Below are 16,978 nucleotides of genomic sequence, written 5' to 3'. Positions count from 1 at the left end.
GGTCTTTTTTCAAAAAATTAAAAAGATTCGTCATGTCCGAAACACATTCCCGCCGTCAGTTTGCAAAGATTACCGCAGCCACTGCCGCCGCCCTTACTTTTAAACCGTTCTACATTCTACACGCCGAACCGAGGGTGGATGGCGAGGTGATCGGCCATGGTAGCCACCGTTATAAGGTACACCAGGGCTGGGGTAACCTCGACGCGTCCCAGTTCCCGGTCAACAACTGCCACGAAATGGTGCAGGACAGCAAAGGCAGGCTGATCATGGTGGGTGACGAGGTTAAAAACAATATCCTTATCTACGACCGATCGGGCAAGCTGCTGGAAAGCTGGGGGCATGAATTTCCGGGCGGGCACGGGCTTACGCTATGGAATGCAAACGGGGAAGAATTCCTGTTTATAAGCGATCCCAACATCGGTAAGGTCTTTAAAACAGATTTGAAAGGCAAAATCCTGCTCACGATCGAACATCCGTCGAAGGTAGGCGCCTATAAAGAAGCGGATCCGTTCAAGCCTACCGAAACGGCCATTGGCCCGGATGGTACCATTTACATTGCCGACGGCTATGGCTCGCAATGGATTTTGAGATACACGCCCAAAGGCGAGTTTATCGATAAGTTCGGCGGCTCCGGCGACGGCGATTCTCAGTTCTCTACCGCTCACGGCATCGCGATCGATTACCGCGATAAAGCAAACCCAACGCTCATCGTCACTTCGCGCGCGCACAACGCATTCAAGAAATTCACTTTGGATGGCAAATACCTGAGCACCATATTCCTGCCCGGCGCATTCGTTTGTCGCCCGGTTTTCAAGGACGACACGCTTTACGCGGGTGTGTGCTGGTCGCGCCTGCGCTACCTGAACCAGACGCCGAACTCGGGCTTCGTAACGATTATTGATAAAGCCAATAAAGTGATTTCAAACCCGGGAGGTACCAAACCCGAGTACCGAAACGGCGAGCTGCAACTGATGGTGCAGGAGAAACCAATATTCATGCATTGCCACGATGTGTGCGTCGATAACGACCACAATATTTATGTGTGCCAATGGAATGCTAAGAAGACTTACCCGGTAAAGCTGGAAAGAGTTTAAGCAAAAACATAAGACATACTCAAACGAATATCTGATCCGTTGGCGGCGCTAGCGGATCAGTTTTATTGTAACCCCATTCACGATCATCGTCGAAATCGTCAGAATGCCGTAGGCAACACCGATGGGCATCTGTGGCACTAACCAAGCCACGCCCACCAGGAACGCGACGAACCCATAACCCGCCAGCAGCAAGCCGTACAATATCCTGATCGCGGCGTCCGAGCCCTGCTGTGAATGCGTAAAGACCGCCAGCGTCGAAGTCATGATCGGAAAGGGCGTCAATATCCCGCTCCAAGTCGGGCCAAGGTGATCGGCTGCTTGTGTGAGAGCGACCACGAAGAGCGTCGCCACCAACATTCTCAATGGAATATCCCAGGAAGGTTGTTTCTTGAACTCTGCTTTTGTTTTAGGTTTTGGGAAAAAATATAACACCAGCGTCAGCACCGCCAAGTTCAGCCCGACACCTGCTGCGAGCGGAACATCCCTGCCCAGCGAAAGCAATGCAACCACAAAAAATGCGCCGTAGCTGAGCAGCACCGTCGGTAACCAGCTCATCCGCCGGGAAAGCGTCGCATATACCAACGCGAAGAGCATCGTACCCACCGACCCCAACAATGCCGAAGTGATCGTTGAAGCCGCGAACGCAGCTCCGTGCTCCAATGCGATGAAGAAAGAGATCGGCCCCGCCACCCAGGGGAACCCGCCGATCCAGCCGCCCAGCCCCTCGCCCCATTTGCGAACGGCCATTGTTACCCCGGCAATCAGCGGGGGCATCAGCATGATTTTGGTTAAAAGAATATCCGACAACGATTTTAAGCGGCAAAATGGAGCACAAATTTACGCCTAAGACCCTAATCCGCTGAAAATTTGACAAAATACTTCCCGATTTTAATTGCAACACAGTTGCAATGATCCTATTTTTGCAACGTTGTAACAAAAAGACGTAACCTGCTACATGCCCGCTGCCCGATTTTCGCTCCTCATCCTTTTGCTATCACTGTTTTCGCCGACAGCCATGGCCCAGAAACCGGCGTGCGAATGCTTTGTGAAAGGTATCGTGAAAGACCGGCATACCGGCCAGCCGATTATCGGCGCCACCGTGCTGATTGTCGGACAGAGCGACGGCGTTTCCACCGATGTAAACGGGCGTTACGAGCTCCGCAACCTTTGTCCAGGAAATTACACCCTCGAATGCCGCATTGTCGGCTACACGCCATTCCAGCAAAAAATCGACCTGACGGCCGGACATGAAGAAAACTTCAACCTGCTCGAACAGGAAGTGCATTTAAAGGATGTCGAGATTACCGCGTACCGCACGGATGCACCTTCTTCTCAACCATTAACTACTCTTTCGGGGGCGGATTTAGACAAGACACGTGGCCAAACACTGGGCGAGAGCCTCAAAGGTGTCACCGGTGTGACCACACTGCAAACAGGCTCTTCTATTGCCAAACCCGTGATTCACGGTCTGCACAGCAACCGCGTACTGATCATGAACAACGGCATTCGCCAGGAAGGCCAGCAATGGGGCTCAGAGCACGCGCCGGAAATCGATCCGTTCATTGCAACGCGCATTTCGGTGGTAAAGGGCGCTGCGGGTGTGCGCTACGGTTCCGATGCCATCGGCGGGGTGATATTGGTGGAGCCGGAAGAACTGCCGATCGACAAGCCCATTACCGGTGAATTGAATGCAGTAGGCTTTTCCAATGGCCGCCAGGGCGTATTGTCGGGCACCATGCAGGGCGGGCTGAACTTCGTAAAAGGCTTTGGCTGGCGTGCGCAGGGCACCATCAAACGCGGCGGCAACATTCGTACACCCAATTATTTCCTCGATAATACGGGCATTAGTGAAAATAACTTCTCGCTCGCGGCTGGTTACCGTCATAAAGGTTTGGGGATCGACGTGTTTTACAGCCGTTTTGACACCCAAATAGGTATTTTCTCCGGCTCGCACATTGGTAGCGTCACCGATCTGCTGAATGTGATCAAGAACGGCGAGCCGTTCGTTAAATCGGGGTTCAGCTATGCTATTAACCGACCCAACCAGAATGCGACGCATGAGTTGCTGAAAGCCGAAACACACTACCACTTCAATGATGGTAACCGGCTGCAATGGACGATAGCGCGGCAATACAATAACCGCAACGAGTTCGACCTGCACCGCCCTCGAAACGACAGTATAGCGGCCCTTAACCATCCCGAACTCACATTTAAACTCACTTCATTGACAAACGACGTGGTCTGGGACCACAAACCCATTGCCGGGAAAATCAGCGGGCAAATTGGTGTGAGCACATTATACCAATACAACCTCATGAGCGGCCGCCCGCTGATTCCCAATTTTAACCAGTTCAACATCGGGCTGTTTTGGATCGAACGGTATGTGACCAGTAAATGGGAGCTCGAAGCCGGCCTTCGTTATGATTACCGGACCCTGAAAACCTACCGGATCGTGAACCGTGAAAAGATCGCCGACCATTTCGATTTCAGTAATTTCTCGGGAACGGCCGGGGCCACACGTAACTTTTCCGAACGCCTTTCTGCACGTGTGAACGTGGGTACGGCCTGGCGCGCACCTAACGTGAGCGAGCTGTTCAGCGACGGCGTGCATCACGGCGCAGCCGCGTATGAGAAAGGTGACGCCACTTTACAACCTGAAAAGGCCCTCAATTCGATAGCGAGCGTGAAATACGCCGCGCCAAAATGGAGCGTGGAAGTAGGCGGTTATTACAATTACATTTTTGATTTCATATACCTGAAACCACAACCGGAACCTATTCTGACGATCAGAGGCGCATTTCCCTATTTCAAATACACTCAAACCGACGCTTCTTTCAAAGGGTTGGATGTATCAGGAAGCTGGGAGTTTATGAAACGCACCACCATTTCGAGCAAGCTCACCTACCTGCGCGTGTACGACGAACGCAGCGACGGTTACCTGGTGATGATCCCGCCCAACCGGCTCGATAATGCATTGAAATACCAGCTCGCCGACCGCGGCAAATGGAAGGACGGGTTTATCTCAATTGGTAACCTGCTCGTGGCGGAGCAAAAACGCGTTCCCGTGAACAGTGATTTTATGCCGCCTCCGAAGGGCTATTCCCTCTGGAGCCTGCAAGCCGGCGCGACACTGAAAGTTTCTGAAAAACAGCAATTGGAAATCGGTGTCAATGTTCAGAACCTGTTCAATACCGTTTACAGGGATTATCTGAACCGATTCCGCTATTACGCCGACGACATGGGCCGCAACGCGTCGCTCCGCCTGAAATGGAAGTTTGGCACTTGATAAAATGAATTTTAATACAATACTTAAACCTATTACGTATGAAAATGAACCGTAAGCTGACCTGGATGCTGCTCGCCGCGATGACAACCGCCTTTGTGCAATGTAAAGACTCGGGGGACGACGTGGAGCCGGACGATGAAAACGAACTGATCACTTCCGTAACGTTGAAATTTACCGAGCAAGGCACCTCCAACGTCAGCACCTTTTCCTACAAGGATGCCGACGGCGACGGTGGCAATGCACCTACGAAATTCGATACGATTTCGCTGAAACCGAATACGACTTACACATTGGCCATCGAGTTGCTTGACGAGAGTAAGTCGCCCGTGGATGATATTACCAAAGAAGTGGAAGAGGAATCGGACGAGCACCTGTTTGTGTACACACCCAGCCCTGCTGCATTGCTGACCTACACTTACGGCGATAAAGACAAGAATAACTACCCGATCGGCATCACCGGTTCCGCAAAAACCGGCGCGGCAGGTCACGGCACATTGAAAGTACAATTACGCCACCAGCCCGGAGCTAAAAACGGCACCCCTACGCCAGGTAGCGATGATGTGAACCTGGATTTCCATTTGAAAGTCCAATAAAACAAAAAGGGATCAGCCGTGCTGACTGATCCCTTTTACTAGTTGCATTTGGGACAAACGCCCTGTATCAGCAGATTGAAATGTTCAGGATGGTAACCTTCCGGTAGCTGGACCGCCGGAATGTGCAGGTTTTCGAGGCAGTTGGTTTCGCCGCATGAGCTGCATTTAAAATGGATATGATCGTGCTGGTGTTTTTCTTCCGAACAACTGTGCGAGCACAATGCATAGCGTAGCCCTTCATCATCGAGCACCTTATGTATAATGCCTTTTTCGAGGAACGTCTTGAGTGTCCTGTATATGGTTACACGGTCGTAATTCTCTCCCAACTCCCCTTCCAGGTCCCCGTGCGATAATGCGTTTTTCCGATTGATAAATGTTGAAAGCACGTCCTCGCGGCACGTGGTCGTGCGCAGGTGATGTACTTTCAGCGTTTCTCTTAACTGGTCCATTGTTTCCAACAGTTTAATAATTCCTCCCTTCTAAAACCTTTCCCGTCAAAGTTAAGTTCTAACCGGTTCAAATTCCAAGCATTCCGATTACACTTTCATGGATCGGTCGACCGCACCCCAAAAATATTCTGCAACCCCGTTGCAAGTTCAAGCCAAGGGTGTTATTTTTGCAACATTATTGTATGTAGGAAATGAAAGCAGTACACTCACATGGCAGGGCCGACTATATAGGGATTCTCGGATCCGTGTTGTGCATTATCCATTGCATACTGGTCCCTGCATTGGCCCTCGGTTCGTCGGTAGCGACGCATAACCACGCCCATATCGGTCTTATTTCGCTGGATTACCTGTTTATTCTCATTAATGGTATTGCGGTTTATTATGCCACACGCGACCACCGCTCTACCGGCCTGCGCATCTTCCTTTGGAGCGCATTGGCCGTCTTCGCGGTCTCACTGATCTTCGAAGGACGTCATCAAGCTTTCTCCTGGCTTGGTTATGCAGGTTCAGGTTTATTGATCATCGGCCATCTCATTAACCTCTACATTTGCCAGATCGCCCCGCGGTTGAAGTTTCGCACCCGCTGATCACTTATCGTATTCCACTTCGAAGCGACTTAAATCCGGACGGTTCGGACGTTTGCGGTCGAGCTCGTATTCAAAAATCGTTTTACCGAGATTGGCCATGAATGGAAAACCTACGGTGTCATAATCGTATTTGTCGTCATTGAAAATACCGTCCTCGTTGCAATAGATTACGGCTGTTACCATAAATTCTATTCCTTTTTCAAAATCGGCGATATAGGCATTGTCGAGCAGGAAACCGTATGCATCCCCGCATTTGTTAAAAAGCCTGATATGGCGCGGAAGGCGCGTTTTGGTGGCCCCGAAGAGCAGGAATTTCACATAGCCATCGTAGTAATCATCGGTATAGCTCGCTGGATAGCTCGTTTCGACGGGAAACTGCGACATATATTGGTACATAAACCGGTAATCCTCGTCTGTGAGGTTAAACCGCTGAGACACCGGCACCTGGTCAGGAAAGAAGAGCGTTTTCAGAAGTCGGTGCTGTTCTTCAAGCGGGAAGAAGTTCTTTTTGGTAAAATCAAACGGCTCGTTCACCAATGTGCCGTCTTTCATATAACCTTTACCTAACCTAATCGGCCCGGGCGCATTGTATTCCTTCTCATTATACTTCGCAGGCTGTTCAAAGACAATCCTGCCATCTTTTTCGAAGCGGATCGGGTTCGTGTAGCGATTATTCTCCGGTCCGATCGGCGAATCGAGGCGGTGTAAAATGCGGGCGTCCTTAAAACCCTTCCTATGCAGGCTGTCGTTAAACTCCTGCTGACCTATGAACTCATACAGCCGGTTGAATGCATCATTATCACTCGCCAGCAATATCTTTTTGGCATAATGCGCCACCGAGGGCAGCCCGTCTTCCGAACTCGTATCCGCTTTTACGGCCGTCTGCTCGGGCCTCACTGCGTCCGTAAACATCGGCGTGTATTTATCGATCCCCAGGTTGTTCAGCTTTTCGAATGCGAGTGCCACCGCCGGTAACTTAACCGTACTGGCCGGATAAAAATATTCGCCGGTATTCACCCGGTAGCCATGCGTGGTAAAATGCGGAACGTTGTTTTTATTTCGGTCGATCTTCGTGTAGAGGATCTGCACCCTGTATTTTTCAGGATTTTGCAGGATCGCCGAAAAGCGCTCGGGATGCTTTTTTAATAATTTTTCAATGAAATTATCCGAATGGTACTGTGCGTGAATGGGCAGGGCTGCCAGCTGTAAAGACAAGAAAAGCAACAGTTTATGATTTCTAAAAAAAAGCATGGAGAATACCGGGCACGTGTTAGCCGAATATACGATTTTTATTTTAAAGGGTACCCGGAATTAGTTTTTACTCCCCGGCTCCTTTTCTGGTTAGACATAAAAAAGGCGAATAATGGAAGAAAACAAGTTGCGCAGCAGGGGCTGGTTTGGTAAATCGGGTAAGGACGGTTTCATTTACCGTGCCTGGATGAAAAATCAAGGCTATCCCTCTGATGAGTTTGAAGGACGGCCGGTAATCGGTATTTGTAATACATTTTCGGAGCTGACACCTTGTAACGGGCATTTCCGCGAGCTGGCGGAATCGGTGAAACGCGGAGTGTGGGAAGCAGGTGGCTTTCCGCTCGAATTTCCCGTGATGTCGCTGGGCGAAACACTCATCAAGCCCACGGCGATGCTGTACCGCAACCTCGCAAGTATGGATGTGGAAGAATCCATCCGCGCCAATCCGATCGACGGTGTGGTTCTACTTTGCGGCTGCGACAAAACAACGCCTTCGCTCGTCATGGGCGCGGCAAGTGTGAATATCCCTACGATCGTGGTTTCCGGAGGACCGATGCTCACCGGCCGCTACCGCGGAAAAACGATCGGTACGAGTGACGTGTGGCGTTTTAGCGAGCTGCACCGTAAGAGCGAACTCACGCAGGAAGAACTTTACACTGCCGAAGCCTGCATGTGCCGCTCCGACGGCCACTGCGCGGTAATGGGTACAGCCTCCACCATGGCGTGCATGGTTGAATCGCTCGGGCTTACATTGCCTGAAAACGCTGCAATACCTGCCGCAGACTCCCGCCGGAAAGTCCTGGCGCATTTGTCGGGCCGGCGCATTGTGGAAATGGTGAAGGAAGATTTGAGACTGTCGCAAATCCTCACGCGCGAGGCATTCGAGAACGCGATTATGATCAATGCGGCAATTGGTGGTTCTACCAACTTTGTGATTCACTTGCTCGCCATCGCTGGCCGCATTGGCGTGGATTTGAGCCTGGATGATTTCAATGATCTTTGTAAAAAAGTACCGCTATTGCTCAACCTGCAACCTTCGGGCGGGTATTTCATGGAAGACTTCTACTATGCAGGAGGTTTGCCGGTCGTGATCAAGGAGCTTAGCAGCATCTTGCACCAATCGGTAATCACTGCCAATGGCAAAACCATGGCCGAAAACTCGGCGAGCGCGGAATGCTTCAATCCGGAAGTGATCGGTACGATGGAAGAGCCCATTAAAGACCTAACCGGCCTCGCGGTGGTGCGCGGAAACCTTTGCGAGAATGGCGCGGTGATCAAGCCATCGGCTTCTCTGAAACCGGAACTGATGCAGCACCGTGGCAAGGCGATCGTATTCGAGGATATCGACGATTATAAGCTCCGCCTCGACGATCCGGACCTGGATGTGGATGAAAATAGTATATTGGTATTGAAAAATGTAGGACCGAAGGGCTACCCGGGCATGCCGGAGGTGGGTAATATGTCGTTACCTAAAAAGCTGCTAGCTCAGGGCGTGATCGACATGGTACGCATTTCCGATGGACGGATGAGCGGTACCGGTTTTGGAACGGTTGTTTTGCACGTGTCCCCCGAAGCAGCGGTGGGCGGTAACCTCGCCCTGGTACAGGACGGCGATTATATTGAACTGGATGTGGAAAACAGAAGGCTGCATCTGGAAGTGTCGGACGAAGAGCTCGCACGCCGGAGAACGCTCTGGAAGCCACTTGACCTGGGCTATAACCGCGGTTATGTGAACCTGCACATCGCCCACGTAACGCAGGCACACGAAGGCGCCGACCTCGACTTCCTCAAAGGCGGTTCGGGCGATAAAGTAACGAGAGATTCGCATTAACAGGCTGGTAATGCGTTAGTCAGATGACCAGCAGCCCCGCGGCTGACGGCCCGGCGTATTACCCGCTTTCAAATTAGCATTACAATGAGTAGCCAACTTTTTGATAACCATGTCGCTATCGTAACCGGCGCCGGACAGGGAATCGGTTTCGAGATAGCAAAACAACTGGCCTGCCAGGGCGCTGGGGTTATCCTGAACGATACCAACAAAGCACTGGCCGCAGAAGCAGCCAAGAAAATACGCAACAAGGAAGGCGAATGCGTGGCCTTCGCTGGCGACGCCTCTCAGCCGGAAGTAATCGACGCGATGGTGGACGAAGCCGTGAAATGCTTCGGCAAACTCACATTGACCGTCTGCAATGCCGGTATTACGCTATTTGGGGATTTCTTCGAATACCCTGCCGAAAATCTGCGCAAGGTACTTGAAGTGAACCTCATGGGCTCCTTCCTGCTCACCCAAGCGGCTGCGAAACAAATGCGAAAGCAGAAATCGGGCGGAAGGATATTGCTCATGTCGTCGGTGGTAGGGCACCAGGCACATCAGTTTCTCGGGGCTTATGCAATGACGAAGGCAGGATTGGAAATGCTGGCCAAAAACCTTGTGCTTGAACTTTCCCCCCATGGCATTACCATCAACGCCGTGGCGCCTGGCGCGACGCTCACCGAGCGGACATTAGCAGAAGACCCCACCTATCCCAAAACATGGTCGGCGATCACGCCTATGGGCAGGCCCGCCATTTGTGAAGACATTGCCAACGCCGCATTGTTCCTGTTATCACCGCATTCGGGACACATTACAGGACAAAGCCTGATCGTCGACGGCGGCTGGACATCCGTGAGCCCCCTGCCCGATCTAAGCAATATGAATGTGAAATAGCTCCTTATTCTCCCGAAAAAAGCTGCGCTTCCAGGTCATCGATGCTGCCGTCTTTCGAAAAGAACAGCTCACGTGGCTTGGCAGCGGCGCTCGGGTTGACGGTCATGAAACTGCGGTATTGATCGTCCGAAATGATTTTCAGATTCAATGCCCTTTTCAACACCATAGGGAACGGCACCTTGAAGAAATTGGCTATATCCGATGCCAGGAATTCCGGGATTTTGGAGATATCATTTCTGAAAAAGCTCTCCACTTCTTCGAAAGGCAGTAACGCTTCAAAAATCAGCTGCTCCGAACGCGCTGCGAGCGAGGCCGTGTTGGCATAAATCGTATGCAGGCCGAGCGAAACTGTGAGCAAATGAATGTGGTAATTGCGTTCGTTGATATCCGACGCGGCATTCACAAAAACCCATCCTTTTTGGTGATAAATTGCAGAGAATCCTTTGAAAAGCGGATCTACGTTATGCAGCTGCGCGATTTTGATGCCGTCGGGATACGGCAGCTTATGCCCGATCTGATGCACGATATCCTGCGCGTAGGAAATATCGGCTACCTCACCCGCCGGTTCGATCATCCAGTCTCCGTTCACCAGCCCTTCGAAGAGATGATCCGCAATCCGCTGGCTTTCTACCTGGCCCAAATGGAGGACAATGCGGTTACCGCGGACAGAGTAATCAAGAAGGAGTTGGTTTTTGGGCTGTTTCCGGGCCATATCGAGGTCGTTGTTGAGGTGTTAACTTTCAAAGATACGTCCTTCCGATTTCCGCCGCAACAGCAGGCTGGTAATATTATCGCCACTCCAACGTGTTGAGCAATTGCAACATATCGGCCTGTAAATAATCGATCACAGGCGCCAGTGAATCATTTTTAGTAGCCGTAGGAAAGTAAATAGCCCCCCTCAGAAAGTGCCCGGTACTATCCGTCGTGTAAAACTGGTAGGGGCTCGGCACGTCGCCTTCAATTTTAAACAGCATTGCAGTACGGCCAGTCTTGCCCAAAACCCGCTGCTCCTGGATCGACGACGCCCTGATCTGGTGCTTGCTGGCAAGCTTGTAACTGTCATCAATAAAGGCTTTCAGCAATGCCGGATTGTTGTTGAGGGCCTTGTAGGTAATCTGGATATTGGCTTTAAACTGGGGGTAAGTGATGAAAATCCAGTCCTTCCCGGCTGTTTTAAATGTATCCGGTTCCACGACCGCATATTTGGAATACTCAAATGTGTAAGGATGTGCCTCGGTCAATCGGCGGTAGCTATGTTTGGGCAGATCAATGCGATTATAGCCTTTGGGTTTGGGGATGTAGGTCTGCTCCCCTTCTTTTTTACAACCTGAGATAAGCAGCAATGAAACAGGCAGGAAAATCGCGAAAATGAATTTGTACATATAACAGGTCCCGTTGGCAAACATGCGCAAAACTAACGAAAACGTTGGAACATTATTTTTGCCTATACCCTTGAAAACAAAAAAGCGAAACCGTCGATGACAGTCTCGCTCTCCGGCTCCCTCCTCCGCTACTCGACGGTAACAGATTTGGCAAGATTTCTTGGTTGATCCACGTTCCGGCCCCGCATTACTGCAATGTAATACGATAGCAGTTGCAGCGGGATCACGGAAACAAGCGGTGTCAGAATTTCATGGGTATTGGGCACTTCGATCACAAAATCGACCATGCCGGGGATTAATGTATCGCCTTCGGTCACGATGGCAATCACGCGGCCTTTACGAGCCTTTACTTCCTGGATGTTCGACACGATTTTCTCGTATGAACTGTCTTTGGTGGCCAGGAATACCACCGGCATATCCTCGTCGATCAACGCGATAGGGCCGTGCTTCATCTCTGCCGCGGGGTAACCTTCGGCGTGGATATAGGAAATTTCTTTCAGCTTCAATGCTCCTTCCAGTGCCACGGGGAAGTTCAGACCGCGCCCCAGGTAAATGAAATTGCGCGCATAGGTGAATATGAATGCGATTTCTTTGATTTTGGCAGCATTCTCAAACACTTTATCCACTTTGGCCGGGATCGTTTCGAGCTCGATCTGCAGTTGGCGGTATGTTTCCTCCGAAATCGTGCCTTTACGCTTCGCTACGGCAATGGCCATCAGCGTGAGCACAGTTACCTGGGCGGTAAATGCCTTGGTACTGGCCACGCCGATCTCCGGGCCTGCGTGTGTATAAGCGCCTGCATGTGTAGCGCGGGCAATGGATGAACCCACCACGTTACACACGCCGAATATCGTCGCCCCTTTCGACTTCGCCAGTTCGATCGCTGCGAGCGTATCCGCCGTTTCGCCCGATTGCGAGATAGCTATTACGATGTCGTTTTCCTTGATTACCGGGTTGCGATAACGGAACTCCGAGGCATATTCCACTTCCACATTGATGCGCGCCAGCTCTTCGAACATGTATTCGGCCACTAATCCGGCGTGCCATGAGGTACCGCAGCCGACGATCACGACGCGGTCTGCTTGTGCAAGTTTGTCGAGGTAGTCGTTCAGGCCGCCGAGTTGCAGGTGCGCATCGTCCGCACGGAGGCGTCCGCGCATGGAGTCGGCGATGGAGCGGGGCTGCTCGAAGATCTCCTTGATCATAAAATGGTCGTAACCACCCTTTTCGATGGTTTCGAGCTCCATTTCGAGCTTTTGAATGTATGGGGTGGTTTCTTTGGTGCTATCCAGGTGCTGAATGCTCAGCTTGCCTTCGTTGATCACCGCCACTTCATAGTCGTCGAGATACACCACATCTTTAGTGTACTCAATGATCGGCGTGGCATCGGAAGCAAGGAAATATTCGTTTTCACCTACACCAATCACCAGCGGGCTGCCTTTCCGTGCTGCAATGAGCTGGCCGGGGTGGTCGATCGACATGACCACGATCGCATAAGCTCCCACCACTTCCTTCAATGCCAGCCGCACGGCAGCTTCCAGCGTAGCGCCGGTTTCCTTCTGAACGTCCTCTATGAAGTGGACCAGCACCTCGGTGTCGGTATCGCTCAGGAATTTGTGGCCTTTGCCGATCAGGTTTTGCTTGATCGAAGCATAGTTTTCGATAATGCCATTGTGGATGATCGCAAGCCGGCGGTTGTTGGAATAGTGGGGGTGGGCATTCACATCGTTAGGCTCGCCATGCGTGGCCCAGCGAGTATGTCCAATGCCGATCATCGCCGGAAGTTGCTTGCCGTTCAGCTCCGATTCGAGGTCGGAGACTTTCCCCTTCTTCTTGTAAATATTCAATTCGCCATTTTCCAGCAGCGCAACTCCCGAGCTGTCATAGCCGCGATATTCCAGACGTTTCAGCCCTTTTAAAATCAAAGGATATGCCTCCCTGTTTCCAACATAAGCCACAATTCCGCACATATTCTTAAAATATTTTAATTTTTGTGTATGTCCTAGACGGGGCAAATAAATGGCAAATAGCGGTCGTTAGCAAGCCAATTTTTAATTAAATACTAAAAAATATCCAATTTATGGACAGTGCTCGAACACACGAAACATTCTGAAAAAACACAGAAAAGCCGGCGACTCCGAGAATCGCCGGCTTTTCTGCCCTGTGAAATCTATCTGTTAGCTTACCAGATCGTTGTAGAGATTGTAGTAAGACTCCGAGAAATTCTCATCCTGCTCGTCGAGCTGCACCCGTTTCGGCGCGTTATTGAAAATTTCGTTGAGACTCGCGCTGCAATGCTCTTCGGCTTTCAGCACCGCATCGGCATAAGCGCATCCGATTTTTACAAAACCTTCGAAATCGGCAGAATGCAAATGTGCCAGCGCCTCATCGCTCACGTCCATGGCCTTGGCTTTGTTCTGCAAATCCGCATCGAATTTGTAGTCAAATGCATTATTGTGTACGGTAAACACACTTTTCGTGTCCTTAAACATCGGATCGTTACGGTAAGTCGTTTTCAGGTACAATGGAATCAGAGCCGTCATCCAGTCATTACAGTGCACCACGTCCGGGGCCCATCCCAGTTTCTTAACTGTTTCCAAAACACCCTTGCAAAAGAAGATCGCACGTTCGTCGTTGTCGTCGAAGAAGTTGTTTTCCTTATCGAAGAAAACGGATTTGCGATGGAAGTAATCGTCGTTATCTATAAAATAGACCTGCAACTTCGCATTGGGAATCGAAGCTACTTTAATGATTAGCGGCTTTTCTTCATCTCCTACGGTAATATTGATTCCTGACAGTCGAACTACTTCATGAAGCCTGTTTTTGCGTTCGTTGATCAACCCGAAACGCGGAACGAGTATCCTGATTTCTGCCCCTTTTTCCTGCATTGCCTGAGGAAGTTTTCTCACGTAATCGGCAACATCAGTGGTTTGGAGGAAGGGATTGATTTCACTGGCTACATACAAAATTCGTAGTTTCTCCATAGATCTTTTAGCAGTTTGTGAAAAAAAGTTTTGCAAAATTATACAAAAAAAATGGCAATTTCAAAAGATATTCCAAACTAATTGTCATATTGCGCCCAGTTTGGGATTTCTCTGTCCTGATGTTTCCATAATCTGCTTTACGGTTGATGCTATCTTGAAAAAGCAATCGTAGCCCGCAGGTTACTCCCTCAGTTTTCGAATTTTACATGGAAGTATTCACTTCGGTCAAAAGCCTCCGCCAATACCTGGATCAGCAAGTTTTACAGCAGAAAACCATAGGCCTCGTGCCCACGATGGGAGCCCTTCACAAAGGCCATATTTCGCTGATTGAAGCCGCAAAAAAAGATACTGATATCGTCGTTTGCAGTGTGTTTGTGAACCCGACGCAGTTCAACAACCCAGAGGACCTGGCCAAATACCCGAGAACGTTCGAAGCCGACTGCATTATGCTTGAAAATGCGGGCTGCTCCGCTGTTTTTGCGCCGTCGGTGGAAGAAATGTATCCCGAACAGCCCGTCGTTAAAATGAACTTTGGTGCATTGGAAACGGTGATGGAAGGCGCTTCGCGGCCGGGGCATTTCAATGGCGTCGGCATTGTCGTTTCGAAGCTGTTCAATATCGTAAAGCCGCACCGTGCGTATTTTGGTCAGAAAGACCTGCAACAGGTATCGGTAGTGCGGCAACTGGTCAATGACCTCGCATTCGGGTTCGAGCTGGTGGTATGCCCTACCGTTCGCGAAACGGATGGGCTGGCGATGTCCTCGCGTAACACGCGCCTGAGCGCAGCCGAGCGCGCGCTCGCGCCGCATATATACCGCATACTCGCCACCGCTGGTGAGGACCTGCGCGCGGGTAAGCACGTGAGCGAAGCCGTCGGCTGGGCGAAGAGTGAATTTGAAAAGATCAAGGAATTTACCCTCGACTATTTTGAGGTAATTAATATCAAAACCCTGCTACCGGTTGAAAAAATCGGTTCCGCAGGCTCCAATGCGATCTGTGTAGCGGCATTCCTCGGCCCGGTAAGGCTGATCGACAATATTATCTTTTGACAAATAGAACGTCGTTCTGAATCTTTTAGGAATGTCACGCTGAGCGGAGTCGAAGCGCGGTACTGCAACGCGCTTCGACCGCCGGGCGGCCCCGTCCGCTCAGCGTGACAACAATTATGCCAATTTCCAGTCGCCGCGGTATTTGCGCTGTACAAACTGGTTCGCTTCGTCGAAGTTGGTAACCTTCATATTCTTGCCATCCCACAGGAGCTTCTTGCGGCCCGGGTAGTCGAATCCTTTGCCGTCGGCCTTCGCGGTGCGGAGGTTGTAGCTGCGGATACCGAGGTTACCCATGATCACCGTCTCTGTCAATGGACCCGCGTAATCGAACGATGAAGTAAGCGCTTTATGCTCTTTGCTGTTGAAACCCGCTTTGCAAGCATCGCTCCACGACACGTGATGACCAAACTCCGGCATGGTCGTGTATTTGTTACCAAAATCACCTTGCTTGTATTCCAGCTTGGTGCCGTCTTTGAGGTACACTTTCGGTGCGATACCGTAGGTTCCGCAAGTCATAACGCCTTTTTCACCGATCAGAAGCACGCCATTACTGCTATCCGGCTCGCCTAGCGGATCGTTTGCCGGAATCAGATCCGGGTGGAACGGGCGCAGGCCGCCATCGTGCCAGGTCAAAGTCACTTCCGACTTGTTGATTTTGTTCGCAGGGAACTTCAATTGAACACGTGATGACGGCGGGCAGCCTTCGGGAATGTATTCGGCGGTCCAGTCTTTAATGAACACCTGGCCTACCGAGCATTCAACTTCCGTTGGGTAACCCAAGCCTAGCGTACGGAACGCCGGGTCGATCAAGTGACAACCCATGTCGCCCAATGCACCGGTACCGAAGTTCCACCAGCCTCGCCATTTGAATGGGTGCCATGCCGGGTTGTAATCCACCCATTCGGCGCAGCCTACCCACAGTTCCCAGTCGATATCCGCAGGCACTTCGTGCTTGCCTGTTGGTACAGGAATACCTTGCGGCCAAACGGGACGGTTGGTCCAAACGTGTGCTTCGTGGACGTTACCGATGAGGCCTTTGTTAAACCATTCCTTCATCTGGTTCTGCGCAGGATTGGAAGCACCCTGGTTACCCATTTGAGTTACCACTTTGTACTTGCGCGCAGCTTCGGTGAGCATACGTGCCTCGTAAATATCGTGGGTAAGGGGTTTTTGTACGTACACGTGCTTGCCTCGCTGCATAGCCGCCATCGCGATGATCGCGTGCATGTGGTCGGCCGTCGAAACCGTTACCGCATCGATGCTCTTGTCCATTTCGTCAAACATCTTGCGGAAGTCTTTGTACTTCTTCGCGTCGGGATGCAGTTCGAAGTTCTTCTTCACTTGCGGCTGTCCCCAGTCTACGTCGCAAAGTGCCACCAGGTTTTCGGCGCCTTTGTTCCATGCATTGTTGGTATCAGAAAAACCTTTACCACCCACACCGACACCGGCGATATTCAGCTTGTCGCTGGGTGCTTTATATCCTTTCCCCAGCACGTGGCGGGGTACTATGAAGAAACTTCCAATGGCCGCCGCGGAGGTCTTCTGGATAAAATCCCGGCGATTAACGTCTTTCGGTTTGTTTTCTGTACTCATCGG

General features: G+C 51.0%; 15 protein-coding genes. 7 read left to right on the top strand and 8 right to left on the bottom strand.

The genetic code is table 11. The annotated features are described in order from the left end of the window. The first annotated feature begins 32 nt into the window (after positions 1–32). The gene (locus tag ACQ4MZ_RS09690; RefSeq protein ID WP_430844607.1) at positions 33–1,094 is read left to right on the top strand and encodes a 6-bladed beta-propeller; all 1,062 of its coding nucleotides are present in this window, start codon (positions 33–35) and stop codon (positions 1,092–1,094) included. A gap of 48 nt (positions 1,095–1,142) precedes the next feature. Here the strand turns inward: ACQ4MZ_RS09690 and ACQ4MZ_RS09685 are convergent, their stop codons facing one another. Further along, positions 1,143–1,868 (bottom strand): hypothetical protein, encoded by a 726-nt coding sequence (locus ACQ4MZ_RS09685; RefSeq protein ID WP_430844605.1) that lies wholly within the window; start codon positions 1,866–1,868, stop codon positions 1,143–1,145. 181 nt (positions 1,869–2,049) lie between these two features. Between ACQ4MZ_RS09685 and ACQ4MZ_RS09680 the strand changes: the two genes are divergently transcribed. Together ACQ4MZ_RS09680 and ACQ4MZ_RS09675 are read left to right on the top strand one after the other, a co-directional pair. After that, complete coding sequence (locus tag ACQ4MZ_RS09680) at positions 2,050–4,380, top strand: TonB-dependent receptor (protein WP_430844604.1); 2,331 nt, start codon at positions 2,050–2,052, stop codon at positions 4,378–4,380. Positions 4,381–4,418: 38 nt separating this feature from the next. Then, entirely contained in the window at positions 4,419–4,973 is a 555-nt protein-coding gene (locus ACQ4MZ_RS09675; RefSeq protein ID WP_430844603.1) for a hypothetical protein, read from the top strand. 38 nt (positions 4,974–5,011) lie between these two features. Here the strand turns inward: ACQ4MZ_RS09675 and ACQ4MZ_RS09670 are convergent, their stop codons facing one another. After that, positions 5,012–5,422, bottom strand: a complete 411-nt coding sequence (locus tag ACQ4MZ_RS09670) for a Fur family transcriptional regulator (RefSeq protein ID WP_291204040.1) — start codon at positions 5,420–5,422, stop codon at positions 5,012–5,014. Between the two features lie 191 nt (positions 5,423–5,613). Between ACQ4MZ_RS09670 and ACQ4MZ_RS09665 the strand changes: the two genes are divergently transcribed. After that, positions 5,614–6,009 carry a MerC domain-containing protein gene (locus ACQ4MZ_RS09665; RefSeq protein WP_430844601.1) on the top strand — a complete coding sequence of 132 codons (396 nt, stop codon included), beginning with the start codon at positions 5,614–5,616 and terminating at the stop codon, positions 6,007–6,009. Here the strand turns inward: ACQ4MZ_RS09665 and ACQ4MZ_RS09660 are convergent, their stop codons facing one another. Beyond that, on the bottom strand, positions 6,010–7,224 hold the full coding sequence (locus ACQ4MZ_RS09660) for a serine hydrolase (RefSeq protein ID WP_430844599.1): 1,215 nt from the start codon (positions 7,222–7,224) through the stop codon (positions 6,010–6,012). A 148-nt stretch (positions 7,225–7,372) separates the two neighbouring features. Here ACQ4MZ_RS09660 and ACQ4MZ_RS09655 point away from each other — a divergent pair, with 148 nt between their 5' ends. Both ACQ4MZ_RS09655 and ACQ4MZ_RS09650 read left to right on the top strand, forming a co-directional pair. Further along, on the top strand, positions 7,373–9,091 hold the full coding sequence (locus ACQ4MZ_RS09655; RefSeq protein WP_430844598.1) for an IlvD/Edd family dehydratase: 1,719 nt from the start codon (positions 7,373–7,375) through the stop codon (positions 9,089–9,091). An 84-nt stretch (positions 9,092–9,175) separates the two neighbouring features. Then, positions 9,176–9,967, top strand: a complete 792-nt coding sequence (locus tag ACQ4MZ_RS09650) for an SDR family NAD(P)-dependent oxidoreductase (protein ID WP_430844596.1) — start codon at positions 9,176–9,178, stop codon at positions 9,965–9,967. A gap of 4 nt (positions 9,968–9,971) precedes the next feature. Here the strand turns inward: ACQ4MZ_RS09650 and ACQ4MZ_RS09645 are convergent, their stop codons facing one another. The 4 genes from ACQ4MZ_RS09645 to ACQ4MZ_RS09630 all read right to left on the bottom strand — a co-directional run bounded on the left by ACQ4MZ_RS09645 (position 9,972) and on the right by ACQ4MZ_RS09630 (position 14,333). Continuing rightward, a complete protein-coding gene (locus tag ACQ4MZ_RS09645; protein WP_291204025.1) occupies positions 9,972–10,679 on the bottom strand; it encodes a hypothetical protein in 708 nt (235 codons plus the stop codon). Between the two features lie 76 nt (positions 10,680–10,755). Next, complete coding sequence (gldD, locus tag ACQ4MZ_RS09640; RefSeq protein WP_430844594.1) at positions 10,756–11,349, bottom strand: gliding motility lipoprotein GldD; 594 nt, start codon at positions 11,347–11,349, stop codon at positions 10,756–10,758. A gap of 128 nt (positions 11,350–11,477) precedes the next feature. Continuing rightward, entirely contained in the window at positions 11,478–13,319 is a 1,842-nt protein-coding gene (gene glmS / locus ACQ4MZ_RS09635) for a glutamine--fructose-6-phosphate transaminase (isomerizing) (protein ID WP_430844593.1), read from the bottom strand. A 207-nt stretch (positions 13,320–13,526) separates the two neighbouring features. Beyond that, the gene (locus tag ACQ4MZ_RS09630; RefSeq protein ID WP_430844591.1) at positions 13,527–14,333 is read right to left on the bottom strand and encodes a glycogen/starch synthase; all 807 of its coding nucleotides are present in this window, start codon (positions 14,331–14,333) and stop codon (positions 13,527–13,529) included. A 206-nt stretch (positions 14,334–14,539) separates the two neighbouring features. Between ACQ4MZ_RS09630 and panC the strand changes: the two genes are divergently transcribed. Beyond that, a complete protein-coding gene (gene panC, locus ACQ4MZ_RS09625) occupies positions 14,540–15,382 on the top strand; it encodes a pantoate--beta-alanine ligase (protein ID WP_430844589.1) in 843 nt (280 codons plus the stop codon). A gap of 114 nt (positions 15,383–15,496) precedes the next feature. Here panC and ACQ4MZ_RS09620 read toward each other — a convergent pair whose 3' ends face one another. Continuing rightward, a complete protein-coding gene (locus ACQ4MZ_RS09620) occupies positions 15,497–16,975 on the bottom strand; it encodes a Gfo/Idh/MocA family protein (protein WP_309980962.1) in 1,479 nt (492 codons plus the stop codon). Positions 16,976–16,978: the final 3 nt, after the last annotated feature.

Source organism: Dyadobacter sp. BHUBP1 (genome assembly GCF_050587785.1).
GTDB lineage: Bacteria > Bacteroidota > Bacteroidia > Cytophagales > Spirosomataceae > Dyadobacter.
The sequence above is the reverse complement of the archived record's forward strand: the minus strand, read 5'-3'. Positions and strand labels throughout refer to the sequence as shown.